Origin of the sequence: Pseudomonas sp. SBT1-2 (assembly GCF_028640875.1) — a bacterium.
Lineage (GTDB): Bacteria > Pseudomonadota > Gammaproteobacteria > Pseudomonadales > Pseudomonadaceae > Aquipseudomonas > Aquipseudomonas chlororaphis_I.
The window spans coordinates 47,783-66,639 of the sequence record NZ_JAQZAA010000018.1 but is presented as its reverse complement, the minus strand read 5'-3'; the positions used below and the strand labels follow the sequence as shown (position 1 = coordinate 66,639).

Genomic DNA, 18,857 nt, shown 5'->3' with positions numbered 1-18,857 from the left:
AAGTACCGACCTAGCGCTCGCCGCGCTCCTCGCGATACTTCGGCGCCTGGCGGTACAGGTAGAGGCTCAGCAGCAAACCGCTACAGGCCGCGAGGGCGGCGAACAGGAAGATCGAGGCAAAGCCGAAACCGGCGGCGATCGCCCCGGCCAGCGGTCCGGTGATCCCCAGCGAGAGGTCGATGAACAGCGAATAGGCGCCCACCGCCGCGCCGCGGCTGGAGGCGGGGACCAGGTTGACCGCTTCCACCCCCAGCGCCGGGAATACCAGGGAGAAGCCGAAGCCGCTCAGCGCCGCGCCGGCCAGGGCCCAGTGGGCATCCGGCGCCAGCCACAACAGCAGCAGGCCCAGGGTTTCCACCGACAGGCAGGCGATCGCCACGCGAAAGCCGCCGAGGCGGTTGATCAGGTTGCCGAACAGCAGGCGCGCACCGATGAAACTGGCGCCGAACAGGCTCAGGCACAGCACTGCGTTGGACCAGTTCTGGGTGGCGTAATAGAGGGTAATGAAGGTGGCGATGGTGCCAAAACCGATCGAGCCCAGGGCCAGGCCGCAGCCATGGGGGAACACCCGGCCCAGGACATGGATGAACGGCAGGCGCTCACCGGCAACGATCGGCGCCGCCAGTTTCGGCCAGGCCAGCGCCAGGCCGAGGAACGCCAGCAGGATGATGCTCACGCCCATGCTCCACAGCCCCAGGCGATCCACCAGCAGCACCCCCAGCGGCGCGCCAACGGCCAACGCGCCATAGCTGGCGATACCGTTCCAGGAAATCACCTTGGCGGTGTTCTGCGCGCCGACGCGGCCGATGCCCCAGCCGATGGAGCCCGAGCCCACCAGGCTCTCGGCGCTGCCCAGCACCAGGCGCCCGACCAGCAGGCTGGCCAGGCTCAGCACCGGCAAGCTGCTCAGCCATGCCGACAGCAGCATGAACACGCCGCTCAGGCCGCAGCCGGCCAGGCCGTACATCACTGCGCGCTTGCTGCCCAGGTTGTCGATGATCTTCCCGGCATAGGGGCGGCTGAGCAGGGTGGCCAGGTATTGCACGCTGATCACCAGCCCGGCGATCACCGCGCCGAAGCCCAGCTCGCTGTGCACGTAGCCCGGCAGCACGGCCAGGGGGATGCCGATGTTCAGTTAGCCGATAAAGGTGAAAAGGACGATGGAGACGACTTGCAGCGTGACCGCCAAGGGGCGCTGGGTATCTGGCATGGGAAAGGTCCACGGACGCGGCAGAGATAGATAGGCTGCTTATGATACCGAGGGTTGAAACGATTCAGGTGGAGAAATCGATGGGTTGGCGCAAGTTTTTGCGCGCCGCGGGCTCAGGCTTGGGCTGGGGCCAGCAATTGCGTAGTGACCAGGGCGGCCAGGGCGTTTTCCTGGGTACCGAAGCGCGCCAGCAGGGCGGCCTGTTTTTCCGGCGTCAGGCGGTTCCAGATATCGATCATCTTTTCGGCGGTGCCGATCAGCACGCTGGCTTGGGTTTCGCTGAAGGTGTCGGTCATGGAGGCGGTTCTCGAAAGCGGGTTTCAGGCGGTGTGGAAAGCGCATCAAAGAGCGCTTTCCACACTGTCTGGGTGTTGCGGTCAGTCTTCGCTGTCGGCCTTGTGGCTGGAGGCGGCTTCTTTCGGCTCGGGCTGTTGGGCGCCGGCTTGTTGCGGGGTTGTCTGCTCAGTTTCGTGCAGGCTTGGGAAGGGGAGATTAGGAATCTCGTGCATGTTCGTTGCTCCTCGCAAGGTCTGTTTTTTAAATCGCTGGGTAGATCCGCGCTTTTAAAAAGCCTGGGCAGGATACAGCACTGGAAATGACAAAAAGATTTTTATCTGGGGTTTTAGGATGAAAGGAGTTTCATCGGACGGGGGGCTTTTAACGGCATCGCGGGCAAGCCTCGCGCTTACGGAATCAGGTGACATCCGTAGGCGCCAGGCTTGCCCGCGATAGCTTTTTTCAGTGTTTGCAGACTTCGGCGATGGCTTCGGCCAGCAGGTCCAGGCGGGTGGCGTCGATACCGGCGACGTTGGCCCGGCCGGAGCTGACCATGTACACGCTGTGCTGGTTGCGCAACGTGGCGACCTGTTCCGGCGTCAGGCCGGTGTAGGAGAACATCCCGCGTTGCACGCCGATGTGAGCGAAGCGTTCGGCCAGGCCGAAGGGTTGCAGCGCTTCCACCAGGCCCGAACGCAACTGGGCGATGCGCAGGCGCATGGCTTCCACTTCGTCGGCCCAGAGGCTTTTCAACTCCGGGTCGCCGAGGATGGTGGCGACCACCGCGGCGCCGTGATCCGGCGGGGTGGACCACAGGTTGCGGGCGATGTGGGCCAGTTGGCTGCGTACATCCAGCAGCTTTTCCGCGTCCCGGGTGCAGACGATCAGCGCGCCGGTGCGGTCGCGGTACAGGCCGAAGTTCTTCGAGCAGGAACTGGTGATCAGCAGCTCGGGCAGTTCGGTCGCGAACAGGCGCACCGCCCAGGCATCCTGCTCCAGGCCGTCGCCGAAGCCCTGGTAGGCGAAGTCGATCAGCGGCAGCAGGTTGCGGCTGCGCACCACGTCCAGTACCCGATGCCAGTCGTCGTGGCTCAGGTCGAAACCGGTGGGGTTGTGGCAGCAGGCATGCAGCAGCACCACGTCGCCCTTGGGCACCTGGTTCAGGGTCGCCAGCATGGCCTCGACGTCGAGGCGATTGTCGCTGCCGACGTAAGGGTAGTGGCTGACCTGGATGCCGGCGGCGGCAAAGATGGTTTCGTGGATCGGCCAGGTCGGGTTGCTCAACCACACGCCACGGCCCGGCAGGCAGTGGGCGATGAAGTCGGCGCTCAGGCGCAGCGCGCCGGTGCCGCCCGGAGTCTGGGTGGCGCCGGCGCGTCGTTCGGTGATCAGCTGCGAATCGGCGCCCAGCACCAGTTCATTGATCACCTTGCCAAAGGCCGCGTCGCCGTGGCCGCCGATGTAGATCTTGGTGGTCTGCCGGTCGACCAGGCGCTGCTCGGCCAGCTTGACCGACCGGGGGATCGGCGTCAGCCCCTGGGAATCCTTGTAGACACCGACGCCGAGGTCGAACTTGCGTGGGTTGCTGTCCGACGCATAGGCCTCCATCAGGCCAAGAATCGGGTCGCCGGGTACTCGGCCTATGGCGTCGAAATGCATTACTTGCGTCCTTCTGCGGTCTTGGCCACTTCGTCGGTGCGAGCGGCCATGATGAAGTCGTTGCGGTGCAGGCCCTTGATGGAGTGGCTCCACCAGGTCACGGTGACCTTGCCCCATTCGGTGAGCAGGCCAGGATGATGACCTTCTGCCTCGGAAATTTCACCCATTGCGTTGGTAAAGGCCAGGGCAAATTTGAAGTTTTTGAACAGGAAGACTTTTTCCAGCTGCATGACGCCATCGCGCACTTCGATGTTCCAGTCGGGGATCTGCTTGATCAGCACCGGCAGTTCTTCGTCGCTGACTTGTGGGGCATCGGCACGGCAGGCTTCGCAATGGGCTTGGTTGAGAGCGGTCATGGTGGGTTCCTGAAATCGGTTCTTGTTGGAAATTACGGGTTTTATGAGCGCTGCGCGAGGGCAGGGTGCTCAGGCCGCCTTGGGTTTGGGCGGAAACTTGGGTGCGTGCAGGCCCATCTGCATGCCCTGGTGCACCAGGGCCATGATGTCTTCATGGGCCAGGTCGAACAGGCGCTTGAGGTTGGGCAGCACAAAGTAGATAGGTTGCAGGATGTCGATGCGGTACGGGGTACGCATCGCTTCCAGCGGGTCGAAGGCCTGGTGTTCGGGCACGTCCGACAGGCAGTAGACGGTTTCCTTCGGCGAGGAGAGGATGCCGCCGCCGTAGATGCGCTGGCCTTGCGGGGTGTCCAGCAGGCCGAATTCGATGGTCATCCAGTACAGGCGCGCCAGGTACACCCGTTCTTCCTTGGTGGCCTGCAGGCCGAGCTTGCCGTAGGTGTGGGTGAATTCGGCGAACCAGGGATTGGTCAGCAGCGGGCAGTGGCCAAAGATCTCGTGGAAGATGTCCGGCTCTTGCAGGTAGTCCAGTTCTTCGCGGGTACGAATAAAGGTCGCGACCGGAAACTGTTTGCTGGCGAGCAATTCGAAGAAGGTCTGGAAGGGGATCAGCGCCGGCACCCGGGCTACCTGCCAGCCGGTGGTTGCGCCCAGCACCTTGTTGATTTCGCCCAGCTGCGGGATGCGGTCGTGGGGCAGGCCGAGTTTCTCGATGCCGTCCAGGTATTCCTGGCACGCGCGACCCTCGATCACTTTCAGCTGACGAGTGATCAGGGTGTTCCACACCGCGTGTTCTTCATCGGGGTAGTGGATAAAACCTTGCGCGTCGGGCTCGCGGGCCACGTACTGCGTCTGCTTCATGCTGCTCTCCTGTCAGGGGCTGCTTCTTGTTATCAGTTGACGCTAGAGATAACCCAAGGTTGCAGTCCATGCAGCAGGTTGACGTGAACGTAATGGGCGGATCGGGGCTGATTTCGTAAAGTTTTCGTTACAAAAGCGTCGCAGGTCCGCTATTACTGAGAATAGTCGATTTGAAATGGCCGGTGACTGTCACATAATCTTGACGATTATCTGCGCCACACCGCAGAAAGTTCGTGCCGGACGGTGCCAAAAACGCCGCTTTCTGGCGTTCACGCCCTCCATTACCTGTTTCGGGCCTTTCCTTTATGCGTATCAAAGTCCACTGCCAGAATCGCATCGGCATCCTGCGCGACATTCTCAACCTGCTGGTGGAGTACGGCATCAACGTCGCCCGGGGCGAGGTGGGCGGCGAGCATGGCAATGCCATCTATCTGCATTGCCCGAACCTGATCAACCTGCAGTTCCAGGCGCTGCGGCCGAAGTTCGAGTCGATCGCCGGGGTGTTCGGGGTCAAGCGGGTCGGGCTGATGCCCAGCGAGCGGCGGCATATGGAGCTCAATGCCCTGCTCGGGGCGCTGGAGTTCCCGGTGTTGTCCATCGACATGGGCGGTTCCATCGTCGCCGCCAACCGCGCGGCGGCGCAGCTGTTGGGCGTACGGGTGGACGAGGTGCCGGGGATTCCGCTGTCGCGCTATGCCGAGGATTTTGACCTGCCGGAACTGGTGCGGGCCAACAAGTCGCGGATCAACGGCCTGCGGGTCAAGGTCAAGGGTGACGTGTTTCTGGCGGACATCGCGCCGCTGCAATCGGAGCACGACGACAGCGAGGCCATGGCCGGTGCGGTGCTGACGCTGCACCGCGCGGATCGGGTCGGCGAGCGCATCTATAACGTGCGCAAGCAGGAGTTGCGCGGCTTCGACAGTATCTTCCAGAGCTCGAAAGTCATGGCCGCGGTGGTGCGCGAAGCGCGGCGCATGGCACCGCTGGACGCGCCGCTATTGATTGAGGGCGAAACCGGCACCGGCAAGGAACTGCTGGCGCGCGCCTGCCACCTGGCCAGCCCGCGCGGGCAATCGCCGCTGATGGCGCTCAACTGCGCCGGCCTGCCGGAATCCATGGCCGAGACCGAGCTGTTCGGCTACGGGCCGGGGGCCTTCGAGGGCGCCCGGGCCGAAGGCAAGCTTGGGCTGCTGGAGCTGACCGCCGGCGGCACGCTGTTTCTCGACGGGGTCGGGGAGATGAGCCCGCGCTTGCAGGTCAAGCTCCTGCGCTTTCTGCAGGATGGCTGCTTCCGTCGGGTCGGCAGCGACGAAGAGGTGTACCTGGACGTGCGGGTGATCTGCGCGACCCAGGTCGACCTGTCGGAACTGTGCGCCCGCGGCGAGTTCCGCCAGGACCTGTATCACCGGCTCAATGTCCTGTCCCTGCATATTCCACCGTTGCGTGAATGCCTCGACGGCCTGACGCCGCTGGTGGAGCACTTCCTCGACCAGGCCAGCCGACAGATCGGCTGCGCCTTGCCCAAGCTGGCGCCGGCGGCCATGGAGCGCCTCAGCCATTACCACTGGCCAGGCAACGTGCGGCAGCTGGAAAACGTGCTGTTCCAGGCGGTGTCCCTGTGCGACGGCGGCACGGTCAAGGCCGAACACATCCGACTGCCGGACTACGGCGTGCGCCAACCCCTTGGCGACTTCTCCCTGGAGGGTGGCCTCGACGACATCGTCGGGCGTTTCGAAAAGGCGGTGCTCGAACGCCTGTATTCCGAACACCCCAGCAGCCGCCAGCTGGGCAAGCGCCTGGGCGTGTCGCACACCACCATCGCCAACAAGCTGCGCGAATACGAAGTGGGCAAGGGCGCTGGCGAGAGCTGAACTCTTGTAGCCGCTGCCGCAGGCTGCGATCGAGTCCGAAGGGCTCGCAAGGCTGGCAGCGCATTACCTCGATCAGATCGCGGGTATGGGGTTGGCGTCTGCTTCGCAGTCAATCGCAGCCTGCGGCAGCGGCTACAGAGCCTTGTTGCGCAGCAGAGGCCGAGCCTTGCCGTAAGCGGCATATCTGCGCCGGTTTTTCGTCTTTGACACAATCGCTCGATTTCCTTCGATCGCCCTCAAGCTCCCGGATTTCCTGCCTTCGGCCGCCCGAAAAACAAGTTGGTGCGCTTATTGCTTATGGCTCAGCAGTACAGCGGTGGACGGCAAACGTCCGACATGCAGAGGAAAGACTGTGGACAAGTACCTTTATGTGGCCATGACCGGTGCCAGCCAGAATGCGCTGGCGCAAAAGGCGCATGCCAACAACCTGGCGAACATCTCCACCAACGGTTTTCAGCGCGACCTGGAGCAGGCGCGTTCGATGCCGGTGTTTGGTGACAGCTTTCCGGCGCGGGCCTTTGCCATGTCCGAGCGTCCGGCTACCGATTTCACCCCGGGCTCGCTGGTGGAAACCGGTCGTGATCTCGACGTGGCGGTCAGCGGCAATGGCTGGATCGCCGTGCAGACCCCGGATGGCGGTGAAAGCTACGTGCGCACCGGCAGCCTGAATATCGACGCCCTGGGCGTGTTGCGTGCCGGCAACGGCATGCCGGTGATCGGCAACGGCGGCCCGATCGCCGTGCCGCCGGAGCAGCAGGTGGAAGTCGGCCAGGACGGCACCATCAGCATCCGCGCCATGGGTGAAGGCCCACGGGTGATGGCCGAGGTCGACCGCATCAAGCTGGTCAACCCGGACCTGAAGAACATGACCAAGGGTCTGGACGGTTCGATCCATACCAAGGACGGCAAGCCGGCAGCGGCTGACGCCAATGTGCAACTGGTCTCGGGTTTCCTCGAGTCGAGCAACGTCAATGCGGTCGAGGAAATGACCTCGGTGCTGGCGCTCTCCAAGCAGTTCGAACTGCACATCAAGATGATGAACACCGCCAAAGAAGACGACCAGGCCATGGCTCGGGTCTTGCAGATCAGCTAATTACCAGTACGTCGCGCCGTAAAACAGGCGCACGAGGAGAATCGAATGCTTCCGGCTCTGTGGGTTGCCAAAACAGGTCTGTCCGCCCAGGACACTAACCTGACCACCATTTCCAACAACCTGGCGAACGTTTCGACCACGGGTTTCAAACGTGATCGCGCCGAGTTCCAGGACCTGCTGTATCAGATCAAGCGTCAGCCTGGCGCCCAGTCGACCCAGGACAGCGAGCTGCCGTCGGGCCTGCAGCTGGGTACCGGTGTGCGCATCGTCGGCACCCAGAAGAACTTCACCGCCGGCAGCCTGCAGACCACCGAGCAGCCGCTGGACATGGCCATCAACGGCCGCGGTTTCTTCCAGATCCTGCAACCGGACGGCACCACTTCCTACACCCGTGACGGCACCTTCCACCTGGACTCCAACGGCCAGATCGTCACCGCCAACGGCTTCGCGCTGGAACCGGCGATCGTCGTACCGAACGATGCCCAGACCTTCACCGTGGGCCAGGACGGCACCGTCTCGATCACCACCGCCGGCAACCCGGCCTCGCAAGTGATCGGCAACCTGCAGACCGCCGACTTCATCAATCCGGCCGGCCTGCAAGCGACGGGCAACAACCTGTTCCTGGAAACCGCCGCCAGTGGCGCGCCGCAAGTCGGTACCCCGGGCCTCAACGGTTTCGGCACCACCCTGCAGAACACCCTGGAAACCTCCAACGTCAGCACCGTTGAGGAGATGGTCAACATGATCACCACCCAGCGCGCCTACGAGATGAACTCCAAGGTGATCTCCACCGCCGACCAGATGCTCTCGTTCGTCACGCAGAATCTGTAATCAAGTCCTAGGGGCGGCCCAGCGGCCGCCTGCAGCACCATGAGGTAGGGTCATGAATCGCTTTGTATCTGTTCTCGCACTGAGTGGGTTCGTCGTGCTCGCGGGCTGCGTGGCCCCGCCACCGAAGCCCAATGACCCGTATTACGCTCCGGTGTTGCCGCGTACTCCGTTGCCGGCTGCGGCCAACAACGGCTCGATCTACCAGGCCGGCTTCGAGCAGAACCTGTACAGCGACCGCAAGGCGTTCCGCGTGGGCGACATCATCACCATCACCCTCAACGAGCGGACCCAGGCGAGCAAGAACGCCAACTCGCAGATCGACAAGAACAGCAAGACCGGCATCGGCCTGACTTCGTTTTTCGGTGGCGGCCTGAGCACCAATGACCCGATAGGTAGCGGTGACCTGAGCCTCGATGTCGGCTACAGCGGCGACCGGGCCACCAAGGGCGACAGCAAGTCCGGCCAGAGCAACAGCCTGACCGGCTCGATCACCGTGACGGTGGCCGACGTGTTGCCCAACGGCATCATCGCCGTGCGCGGCGAGAAGTGGCTGACCCTCAACACCGGCGACGAGCTGGTGCGGATTGCCGGCCTGGTGCGTGCCGACGATATCGCCACCGACAACACGGTGTCCTCGACCCGCGTCGCCGACGCGCGCATCACCTATTCGGGTACCGGTGCCTTTGCCGATGCGAGCCAGCCGGGCTGGTTCGACCGTTTCTTCCTCAGCCCGCTGTTCCCTTTCTAGGTGGCTACGTTGAATTTCAAACGCCTCATGCTGGCCGCGCTGTTGCTCTCGGCGGCCTGCAACGCTCACGCCGAACGGCTGAAGGACATCGCCAGCATTTCCGGCGTGCGTTCCAACCAGTTGATCGGCTACGGCCTGGTGGTCGGGCTTAACGGCACCGGCGACCAGACGACCCAGACACCTTTCACCCTGCAGACCTTCAACAACATGCTGTCGCAGTTCGGCATCAAGGTGCCGCCGGGTTCCGGCAACGTGCAGTTGAAGAACGTCGCGGCGGTATCGGTGAGCGCCGACCTGCCGGCGTTCGCCAAGCCGGGGCAGCAGGTGGATATCACCGTGTCCTCCATCGGTAACTCCAAGAGCCTGCGCGGCGGCACCTTGCTGCTGACGCCGCTCAAGGGGATCGACGGCAACGTCTACGCCATCGCCCAGGGCAACCTGGTGGTGGGCGGTTTCGACGCCGAAGGTCGTGACGGTTCGAAGATCACGGTCAACGTTCCGTCGGCCGGTCGCATCCCGGGCGGTGCCTCGGTGGAGCGCGCGGTGCCGAGCGGTTTCAACCAGGGCAACAGCCTGACCCTGAACCTCAACCGTTCCGACTTCACCACCGCCAAGCGCATCGTCGACAAGATCAACGACATGCTCGGCCCGGGCGTGGCCCAGGCCATCGACGGCGGTTCGATCCGTGTTACCGCGCCGCTCGATCCGAGCCAGCGCGTCGACTACCTGTCGATCCTCGAGAACCTGGAAATCGATCCGGGTCAGGCGGTGGCCAAGGTCATCATCAACTCGCGTACCGGCACTATCGTCATCGGCCAGAACGTCAAGGTCTCGCCAGCCGCAGTGACCCACGGCAGCCTCACCGTAACCATCACCGAAGACCCGATCGTCAGCCAGCCGGGTCCGCTGTCCAACGGCCAGACCGCGGTCGTGCCGCGTTCGCGGGTCAACGCCGAGCAGGAAGCCAAGCCGATGTTCAAGTTCGGCCCGGGCACCACCCTCGACGAGATCGTGCGTGCGGTGAACCAGGTCGGCGCGGCACCGGGCGACCTGATGGCGATCCTCGAAGCCTTGAAACAGGCCGGCGCGCTGCAAGCCGACCTGATCGTGATTTGAGGTAGGGGTCATGGATATTCGCAAGAGCGGTCTGGTCAGCAGCGGCGATTCGGGTTCCTACTCGGACCTCAACCGGCTTAACCAGCTCAAGGTCGGCGACAAGAACAGCGACGCCAACATGCGCAAGGTGGCGCAGGAGTTCGAGTCGCTGTTCCTCAACGAAATGCTCAAGTCCATGCGCTCGGCTACCGAAGCGCTGGGCAAGGACAACCCGCTCAACACTCCGGCGGCCAAGCAGTACCAGGAAATGTACGACCAGCAGCTGGCGGTTTCCATGTCCCGCGAGGGCGGTGGTATCGGCCTGGCCGATGTGCTGATGCGCCAGATGTCGAAGAACAAATCCACCACTGCGGCAGCGGCCTCGACCTTGCCCGGTGGCCAGGCTGAAAAGGTCGCGCTGACTGAAAAGGTCGCGACGCCAACCGCCATCGCTGCCGGCACCACGGCATTGGGCGGCCCGTTGTCGCGGGTCAATGGCCAGCGTCCGTTGTGGGCCTCCCGTGCGCTGGAGCCACAGCGCGCCGCCGACAGCGGTACCCATAACGATATGGCGCTGCTCAACCAGCGGCGCATTTCCCTGCCGAGCAAGCTGACCGATCGCTTGCTGGCGGGCATCGTGCCGTCGGCCGACAGTGCCGCCACCAACCGGACGGCCTTGCCGGAGCGCACCACGGCCGCTACCGACGCGCTGGTCAAGAACCGCTCGCGCAGCTTTGCCGCGGTGCCGCACGGACGCATGCAGATCTACGGCCGCGCCGTGGCCCAGCCACCGTTGGCGCCGGCGAAGAAAGCCTTCAGTTCGGCGGATGAATTCGTCGCCACCATGCTGCCGATGGCGCAGCAGGCCGCCGACCGCATCGGGGTCGATCCACGCTACCTGGTCGCCCAGGCGGCGCTGGAAACCGGTTGGGGCAAATCGGTGATGCGCCAGCAGGACGGTAGCAGCAGCCACAACCTGTTCGGCATCAAGGCCGGCAGCAGTTGGAAGGGCGACCAGGCACGGGCGATCACCAGCGAATTCAGAAATGGGCAGATGGTCAAGGAGACGGCCGAGTTCCGTTCCTATGCCTCGTATCAGGACAGCTTCCACGACCTGGTGACCTTGTTGCAGAGCAACAATCGCTATCAAGAAGTGCTGAAGGCGGCCGATAACCCCGAACAGTTTGTACGTGAATTGCAGAAAGCCGGGTATGCAACCGACCCGGACTACGCAAGCAAGATTTCGCAGATTGCCAAGCAGATGAAGAGCTACGAGAACTACGCTGCGGCGGGCGCTTCCACGAATTTATAAGGTCTGAATCATGAGTTTGCTCAATATCGGGATGTCGGGGCTGTCAGCCAGCCAAACGTCGTTGATGACCACGGGTAACAACATCGCCAACGCCGATACCGCCGGTTACTCGCGCCAGCAGACCGTGCAGGGCAGCAAGGCTTCGAACCAGTACGGTAACGTCTTCATCGGCAGCGGTACTACCCTGGCCGACGTGCGCCGGGTGTACAACAGCTACCTGGATGCCCAGCTGCAGACCACCACCTCGCTGAACAGCGATGCCGCCGCCTACCTGGGCCAGATCACCCCGGTGGACAAGCTGCTGTCGGACAGCGGCACCGGCATCACCGGCGCGCTGACCAAATTCTTTGCCTCGATGCAGAACGTCAACGCCAAGCCGGCCGACGATGCCTCGCGCCAATTGCTGCTCAGCGACGCGCAAGCCCTGAGCAACCGCTTCAATTCCGTTTCCAGCCAGTTGAACGAGCAGAACGCCAACATCAACGGCAACCTGAGCAGCATGGCTGACCAGGTCAACAAGCTGGCGGCCACTGTTGCCCAGCTGAACCAGAAGATTTCCGAAGTCTCCAGCGGCGGCGGAATGCCCAACGACCTGCTCGACGCGCGCAACGAGACGCTGCGCCAGCTGTCGCAGTTCGTCAAGGTGGATGTCTCGGAGCGCGGCTCGAGCGTCGATCTGTACCTGGGCAGCGGCCAGCCGCTGGTCGTGGGTAACACCACCAGCAAGCTGGAAGTGGTCCCTGGCAAGACCGACCCGACCCGTTCTTCGCTGCAACTCAATCGCGGCTCGAGCACTATCGATGTGACCTCGGTGGTCACCGGTGGCGAGATCGGTGGCCTGTTGCGCTATCGCAACGAGGTGCTGGACCCGGCGATGAACGAACTGGGGCGCGTGGCCCTGGTGATCGCCGACCAGGTCAACAGCCAGCTCGGACAAGGTATCGACAAGAACGGCGAGTTTGGCGCGGCGCTGTTCAACAACATCAACAGTGCGGCCCTGATCAGCCAGCGCAGCATTGCCAACGGCAACAACAGCGCCGGCTCGGGCAACCTCGATGTGACCATCAAGGACACCGGCAAGCTGACCATCAGCGACTACCAGGTGACCTTCACCAGCGCCACCGACTACACCGTCAAGCGCTCCGACGGCACCAGCCTGGGCGCGTTCAGCACCACCACCACGCCGCCACCGGTGATCGACGGTTTCACCCTGAGCCTCAATGGCGGGGCTATGAGCGCCGGCGACAGTTTCAAGATCACCCCGACCCGCAACGCGGCGACCACGATCAAGACCGAACTGACCGACGCCAAGCGCCTGGCCATCGCCGCGCCGCTGAATGCCGAAGTGCTGCCAGGGGCCACCGGTTCGCTGAGCATTCCAGGCCTGCCGACAGTCAAGCCGGCGCTGGACATCTACAACTCGGCCGCCAACGCCGAGATGCAGACCGCGATCAAGAACTCGGTACCGGTCAAGCTGGTCTTCGACGCCCCCGCGGGCGGTAGCCAGGGCTACAAGTACTACGATGCCAAGGGCACGTTGATGGGCACCGGTTCGATCGTACCGGGGCAGAACAACACGCTGAACCTGCAGATCAAGATGGTCGATGCCAGCGGCAACCCGATCACCGACGGCGGTACACCGCCGGTGCAGAAAACCTTCACCGTGGAAATGAGCGTCGCCGGCTCGCCGAAGGACGGCGAAGGACTGAACGTCAAGTTCAACGGCGCCGGTTCCACCGACAACCGCAACGGCATCGCGCTGGCGGGGCTACAGACCAAGCAGACCGTGGATACCGGTTCGGCCAGCAAGGGCATCACCCTGGTCGACGCCTACGGCAAGCTGGTGGAGAACGTCGGTGCCAAGGCCAGCCAGGGCAAGCTCGACAGTGCGGCCACCGAGGCGATCCTGGCCAACGCCAAGGGCGCGCGGGACTCGTTGTCCGGGGTCGACCTGGATGAAGAGACCGGCAACCTGGTCAAGTACCAGCAGTACTACACCGCGTCCTCGCAAATCATCAAGGCGGCGCAGGAAACCTTCGCCACCCTGATCAACAGCCTTTAAGGAGTCGTAGTCCATGCGTATTTCCACCGCCCAGTTTTACGAGTCCTCGGCTGCCAACTACCAGAAGAACTTCGCCAATGTGGTCAAGAGCAGCGAAGAGGCCAGCAGCCTGGTTCGCGTCAACACCGCGGCCGACGATCCGGTAGGCGCCTCGCGCCTGCTGCAACTGGGCCAGCAGGCTTCGCTGTTGAGCCAGTACTCGGCCAACACCACCTCGATCAAGGCATCCCTGGGCCAGGCCGAATCGGTCCTGACCAGCATCACCAACGTTCTGGCACGTGCCCAGGAACTGGCGAGCGGAGCCGGCAACGCCGGTTACACCGACGATGACCGCAAGGCCAATGCCGCCGAACTGGCGCAGATCGAAGAGCAGCTGTTGAGCCTGATGAACACTCAGGACGAAAACGGCAAATACATCTTTGCCGGTTCCCAGGGCGACACCGTGCCGTTCACCCGCAATTCCGACGGCACCTACAGCTACAACGGCGACCAGACCACGCTGAACCTGCCAGTGGGCGACACCATGTCCATGGCCACCAACACCACCGGCTGGGCCGCCTTCCAGCAAGCCATCAACACCAGCCGCAGCCAGGTCAGCATGACTGCCCCGGCAGTGGATGACGGTCGGGTGACGCTGTCCAACGGCCAGGTGTCTTCGAATCCGAAGTACAACAGCGAGTTCCGCAGCGGCGAGCCGTACACCATCAGCTTCCTCAGCAGCACTCAGTTCAAGATCACCGACAGCGCCGGCAACGACGTGACGTCCGAGGCCAGCCAGAATGGCTCCTTCTCCTCCAGCAAGGGCGCCGAGGCACAGACCGTCAGTTTCCGTGGCGTCGATCTGCGCCTGAGCATCAACCTGAAACCCGGCGATGCCACCCCCCCGAACACGGAGATCGCCGGTCACAGCTTCACCCTGGCGGCCAAGCCCGACTCCTTCAATGTCTCGCGCAGCCCGGGCAACCCGTCGACCGCGGTGGTGACTGGTGCCAGCGTCAGCAACAACAACGCCTACAACGCCAGCTTCCCGAGCGGCGGTGCGATCCTCAAGTTCACCAGCGCCACCGACTACGAGCTGTATGCGTCGCCGTTGACTGCTGACAGCAAGCCGGTTTCCACCGGCACCATGGCCGGCTCCACCGCCACCGCGTCTGGTGTGAACTTCACCTTCAGCGGTACCCCGGCGGCGGGCGACCAGTATGTGGTGGCGGTCAACAACCACCAGACCCAGAACGTCCTCGATACCATCAGCCAGCTGCGTACGGTGCTGAATACACCGACCAACGGGGATCCGGTCGCCATCCAGAAACTCAATGCCGGGTTGCAGGCGGGGATGGCCAACCTGGCCAGCGGCGCCAACCAGGTGGCGAGCACGGTCAGCGACATCGGCGGCCGGGGTTCGGCGCTGGATATCCAGAACGAGACCAACCTGAGCCTGAGCGCGGCCAACACCCAGACCCAGTCGGCGATCCGCGATTCCGACCCGGCCGAGGTGATGACCCGCCTGACCCTGCAACAGACCATGCTGCAAGCTTCGCAACTGGCCTTCAGCAAGATTGCCCAGCTGGGCCTGTTCAACAAGGTCTGAGCCTGAGCCGGTCGCGCTCCTGTGAGCGCGGCCGCGCCGTCGAGCCGTCAACCGTCTTCATTAAGCGGTTCCGGGGCCCGCGCCTGACCAGGCCGGGCCCGCCGCTCGAGAGTTTCCCGCCGTGAATCAACGCCCTCTAGTCAGCATCGTCATCCCAGCCTTCAATCCGCGCTTCTTCAGCCAGGCGTTCGAGAGTGCGCTGGCCCAGACCTGGGAGCGGGTCGAAATCGTCATCTGCGACGACTCGGCCGGCGACGAGATTCGTGAGGTGGTCGAGGCCATCGTAGAGCCTCCCCATCCGGTGCGTTATCTGCGCAACCCACAACGCCTGGGCCTGCAGAAGAACCTGCTGCGCTGTGTCGAAGAGGCGCGGGGCGAGCTGATCAAGATCCTCTGTGACGACGATCGCCTGTTCGCCCCGAGCATCGCCCTGCAGGCCCAGGTGCTGGTCGATCATCCCGAGATCAATCTGGTCTGCGCCCTGCGCATGATGAGCGATGCCGGTAACTTCATTCTGCCGCCGCGGGTCGAGAACGCCCGGCTGTCGCCGAACGACGCCATGCTCAAGGGCGACGACATGCTGGCGATCCTCGAGAGCACGCCACGCAACTTCCTTGGCAATTTCAGTTCGACCCTGATGCGTCGCGCCGACGTGCTCGAGCTGTTGCCAGCCTTGACCCAGGAGGGCGCAGGTTTCCTCGCGTTGCTGGATCTGGCGCTGTTCGTGTGCCTGATGCGGCGTGGCAACCTGGCGCTACTTAACACTGTGCTGAGCACCGAGCGCCTGTATCCGGAACGCTTGAGCAAGCAGCCGGAAATGCAGCGGGCGGAGAAGCTCGAATGGGACTGGCTGGCGCAGATGCTCGCCGCGCGCAGCGGCGAGTCGGCCCCGGCCTCGGGCTGGGTGCGTTGCGTCGACCTGGCAAAAATGTCCGAGCCATCCTGGCAGTGGGACGAACTCTGCGTGACCCGGGTGCTCGGCAACCGCAACACCGTGGTCAGTGGTCGGGTCGGCGGCGAGAGCGAAAGTTATGCCGACTTCTACCAGGAGTGGCTGGCGATCCGGCGTTTCAGCGAGACCGAGAAACGCCATCTGCCACAGCGTATCGCCAGCTGGTCAGCGCGACCGCAGATCGTGCCCGTGGTGATCGATGTGGATGCGGATGGTGTGGCACTGGAGTCGACCTTGCAAAGCCTGGCGCAGCAGCTGTATGCGCCGCAGGCAATCCTGGTCCTGTCCAATGCCGAATGCGCGGAGCACGAACGCGTGCTGCAACTGCCACTGGAAACACCGTGGCCGCAGCAGCTCAATGCGCTGGTGCCGCAGCTGGAAGGTTGCCACTGGTTTTACCTGCTGCGCGCCGGCGACCTCCTCCAGGAATCGGCGCTGCTGATCCTCGCCGAGCGCATCGCCGCGACGCCGGGCGCGCTGTGCATCTACAGCGATGAAGGCGCGCGGATCGAGGGCGAGTCCAGCGATCCGGTGTTCAAGCCGGACTTCAACCTGGACCTGATGCGCGGTTACCCCTATGTCGGCCGGACGCTGGCATTCGAGCGCGAGCGTTTTCTGGCTCTGGGCGGTTTCGATCCGGCCTTCGGCGAACTGGCCCCCCATGACGTGCTGTGGCGCCTGGTGGAAGAGGCGGGGCCACAGACCATCGGACACATTGCCGAGATCCAGGTCGAGAGCCCATACAATTTCGCCGACTGGCTGTCGCTGCCCGAAGTGATCGAGGGCAACGCCGGCCTGGTCGGTGCGCATCTGGACAGGATCGGCGTCGAGCACCGGATTCGTCATGACGAATTGCCGCTGCTCAACCACATCGACTACCTGTTCCCGCAGCGGCCGCTGGTGTCGATCATCATCCAGGCCGGCGATTCGCTGGCGGCCTTGCAGCGCTGCACCGAAAGCCTGATCGAAAAGACTGCCTACAGCCATTACGAGATCCTGATCGTCGACAGCGGCAGCCGCGACCCGGCCATGGCCGCTTGGCTGGAGGCGATGGCGCAGCTGGGCGCCGACATGCTGCGGGTGTTGCCGTTCGCCGGCAGCGGCACTGAGGCGGCGGTACGCAATTACGCAGCGCAACAGGCGCGCGGCGAATACCTGCTGTTGCTCAGCGCCAATGCCCTGATCTGCTCCAGCGACTGGCTGGACGAACTGCTCAATCACGCCCGGCGGCCGGAAGTCGGCGTGGTGGGAGCACGGATGCTCGGCCTGGACGGCTCGATTGTGCATGCGGGGCTGATCCTTGGCCTGGCCGGCGCTGCCAGTTCGCCGTTCCAAGGCGAGGCTGCCAGCGCCCGCGGTTACATGCAGCGCTTGCAGGTGCCGCAGAGCTGGAGTGCGGTCAGTGGCGATTGTCTGATGGTGCGCAAGGAAGTCTTTGACAGTGTCGGCCAGCTGGATGAGGTCAGCTATTCCCGGGGGCTGAGTGATGTCGACCTGTGCCTGCGGGTCAACCGCGACGGTTACCTGGTGGTCTGGACGCCCTATGCCAGCTTGATGCTGGCGCCCGTCGAGCAGGCGCCGCAAGAGCCAGGAGCCCTGGAGCGACAGGAGCGCGAGCACGACACCTTCTATCGCCGCTGGATGCCTCTGGTCGCCCGCGATCCGGCCTACAACCCGGCCCTGAGCCTGGGGTATTCCAGCTTCAGTCTGGAGGTGGGGCTGCGCGACAACTGGAACCCGTTCTCGACCCGGGCCTTGCCGCTGGTGCTCGGCTTGCCGGTAACCAAAACGGCAGTGGGCCATTATCGGGTGACCGCGCCCCTCATGGCGCTGGAAGAGGAAGGGCGGCTGCTCGGTCGGTTCGCCTATGAGTCCCCGTCGAGTGTGGAGATTGAGCGCCTGTCCCCCGATTCGATCATTCTGCAATGTCGCTACAGCGGCGGCGCGGAGAGCGATATCCAGCGTATGAAAAACTACTCCAGTGCCCTGAGGGTATTCGAGCTGGACGACTACGTGATCAGCGCGCCGAAGAAAAACTCCCATGCGCGCAACACGCCGGTCAATACCGAAGAAATGCTGCGCCAGAGCATTGCTCTGTGTGATCGGGTAGTGGTCACCACGCAACCGCTGGCCGATACGCTGTCGGGAATGCACAGCGATATCCGGATCGTGCCGAACATGCTGCCGGTCGATCCCTGGGGTAGTCTGACCAGCCGCCGCGGCACCTCGAGCAAGCCACGGGTAGGCTGGGGGGGAGGGACCAGCCACACCGGCGACCTGGAAATTATTGTCGATGTGGTGCGTGAGCTGGCCAATGAAGTCGAGTGGGTGTTCTTCGGCATGTGTCCGGACGAGCTGCGGCCTTATGTCCATGAGTTCCACTCCGTCATTAGTCTGCAGGCCTACCCGTTCAAACTGGCCAGCCTCAACCTCGACCTGGCCCTGGCGCCGCTGGAGTTTCACATCTTCAACGACTGCAAGAGCAACCTGCGCCTGTTGGAATACGGTGCCTGCGGTTACCCGGTGATCTGCACCGACACCGAGGCCTATCGCGGCTACCTGCCGTGTACCAAGGTCGTGAGTAACAGCACCCAGGAGTGGATCGAGGCGATCCGCATGCACCTGGCCGACCCCGACGCCAGCTACCGCATGGGCGATGCGCTGCGCGAAGAAGTCCTGCGCGACTACATGCTGCGGGGCAACAACCTGAATCTATGGCTGCAGGGGTGGTTGCCGGATTGATGGGGTGCGGGAACACAACCAGCCAGGCTTAGACGCCTGGCTTTTTTATGGCGGCGATTCAGGGGCAGGTTTCGCCGCTCAAGCACCTCTTGTCGTACTGTCCCATGGCCTATTCCACAGCCCCAGGGTCATGGACCCGGGACCCAGGAGCTGGCGCGTTTCCTGCAAGCCCCCCTCGATATCGCCATAAAACGAGCGTTT

The 18,857-nt window shown here is 63.5% G+C and carries 15 protein-coding genes; 9 read left to right on the top strand and 6 right to left on the bottom strand.

The annotated features are described in order from the left end of the window. Positions 1 to 10 precede the first annotated feature (10 nt). The 6 genes from PVZ78_RS01795 to phhA form a co-directional block, all read right to left on the bottom strand. A complete protein-coding gene (locus tag PVZ78_RS01795; protein WP_273828154.1) occupies positions 11 to 1,135 on the bottom strand; it encodes an MFS transporter in 1,125 nt (374 codons plus the stop codon). A 188-nt stretch (positions 1,136 to 1,323) separates the two neighbouring features. Then, positions 1,324 to 1,506, bottom strand: a complete 183-nt coding sequence (locus PVZ78_RS01790) for a hypothetical protein (protein ID WP_009047667.1) — start codon at positions 1,504 to 1,506, stop codon at positions 1,324 to 1,326. An 81-nt stretch (positions 1,507 to 1,587) separates the two neighbouring features. Then, positions 1,588 to 1,719: a hypothetical protein gene (locus PVZ78_RS01785; RefSeq protein WP_009047668.1), complete on the bottom strand. Its 132-nt coding sequence runs from the start codon at positions 1,717 to 1,719 to the stop codon at positions 1,588 to 1,590. A 229-nt stretch (positions 1,720 to 1,948) separates the two neighbouring features. Continuing rightward, positions 1,949 to 3,145 (bottom strand): amino acid aminotransferase, encoded by a 1,197-nt coding sequence (locus PVZ78_RS01780; protein WP_273828151.1) that lies wholly within the window; start codon positions 3,143 to 3,145, stop codon positions 1,949 to 1,951. Next, positions 3,145 to 3,501, bottom strand: coding sequence for a 4a-hydroxytetrahydrobiopterin dehydratase (locus tag PVZ78_RS01775; protein ID WP_007930096.1), 357 nt, complete (start codon positions 3,499 to 3,501; stop codon positions 3,145 to 3,147). The genes PVZ78_RS01780 and PVZ78_RS01775 overlap by 1 nt, the downstream gene beginning before the upstream one ends. Before the next feature lie 69 nt (positions 3,502 to 3,570). Further along, entirely contained in the window at positions 3,571 to 4,362 is a 792-nt protein-coding gene (phhA, locus tag PVZ78_RS01770; RefSeq protein ID WP_007930098.1) for a phenylalanine 4-monooxygenase, read from the bottom strand. Positions 4,363 to 4,667: 305 nt separating this feature from the next. Here phhA and PVZ78_RS01765 point away from each other — a divergent pair, with 305 nt between their 5' ends. From PVZ78_RS01765 to PVZ78_RS01725, 9 genes are all read left to right on the top strand, one after another. Further along, positions 4,668 to 6,233 (top strand): sigma-54-dependent phenylalanine hydroxylase transcriptional regulator PhhR, encoded by a 1,566-nt coding sequence (locus PVZ78_RS01765; protein ID WP_009047670.1) that lies wholly within the window; start codon positions 4,668 to 4,670, stop codon positions 6,231 to 6,233. A gap of 352 nt (positions 6,234 to 6,585) precedes the next feature. Next, positions 6,586 to 7,326 carry a flagellar basal body rod protein FlgF gene (locus tag PVZ78_RS01760; protein ID WP_009047671.1) on the top strand — a complete coding sequence of 247 codons (741 nt, stop codon included), beginning with the start codon at positions 6,586 to 6,588 and terminating at the stop codon, positions 7,324 to 7,326. A gap of 45 nt (positions 7,327 to 7,371) precedes the next feature. Further along, entirely contained in the window at positions 7,372 to 8,157 is a 786-nt protein-coding gene (gene flgG, locus PVZ78_RS01755) for a flagellar basal-body rod protein FlgG (protein ID WP_009047672.1), read from the top strand. A 52-nt stretch (positions 8,158 to 8,209) separates the two neighbouring features. Next, the gene (gene flgH, locus PVZ78_RS01750; protein WP_009047673.1) at positions 8,210 to 8,905 is read left to right on the top strand and encodes a flagellar basal body L-ring protein FlgH; all 696 of its coding nucleotides are present in this window, start codon (positions 8,210 to 8,212) and stop codon (positions 8,903 to 8,905) included. Between the two features lie 27 nt (positions 8,906 to 8,932). Beyond that, positions 8,933 to 10,021, top strand: coding sequence for a flagellar basal body P-ring protein FlgI (locus PVZ78_RS01745; RefSeq protein WP_053268480.1), 1,089 nt, complete (start codon positions 8,933 to 8,935; stop codon positions 10,019 to 10,021). 10 nt (positions 10,022 to 10,031) lie between these two features. Then, positions 10,032 to 11,312: a flagellar assembly peptidoglycan hydrolase FlgJ gene (flgJ, locus tag PVZ78_RS01740; RefSeq protein WP_103331165.1), complete on the top strand. Its 1,281-nt coding sequence runs from the start codon at positions 10,032 to 10,034 to the stop codon at positions 11,310 to 11,312. Positions 11,313 to 11,322: 10 nt separating this feature from the next. After that, positions 11,323 to 13,374: a flagellar hook-associated protein FlgK gene (gene flgK / locus PVZ78_RS01735; RefSeq protein WP_009047676.1), complete on the top strand. Its 2,052-nt coding sequence runs from the start codon at positions 11,323 to 11,325 to the stop codon at positions 13,372 to 13,374. Positions 13,375 to 13,387: 13 nt separating this feature from the next. Next, positions 13,388 to 14,962 carry a flagellar hook-associated protein 3 gene (locus PVZ78_RS01730; protein WP_273828150.1) on the top strand — a complete coding sequence of 525 codons (1,575 nt, stop codon included), beginning with the start codon at positions 13,388 to 13,390 and terminating at the stop codon, positions 14,960 to 14,962. A 121-nt stretch (positions 14,963 to 15,083) separates the two neighbouring features. Continuing rightward, a complete protein-coding gene (locus PVZ78_RS01725) occupies positions 15,084 to 18,656 on the top strand; it encodes a glycosyltransferase (protein WP_038630993.1) in 3,573 nt (1,190 codons plus the stop codon). Positions 18,657 to 18,857 lie beyond the last annotated feature (201 nt).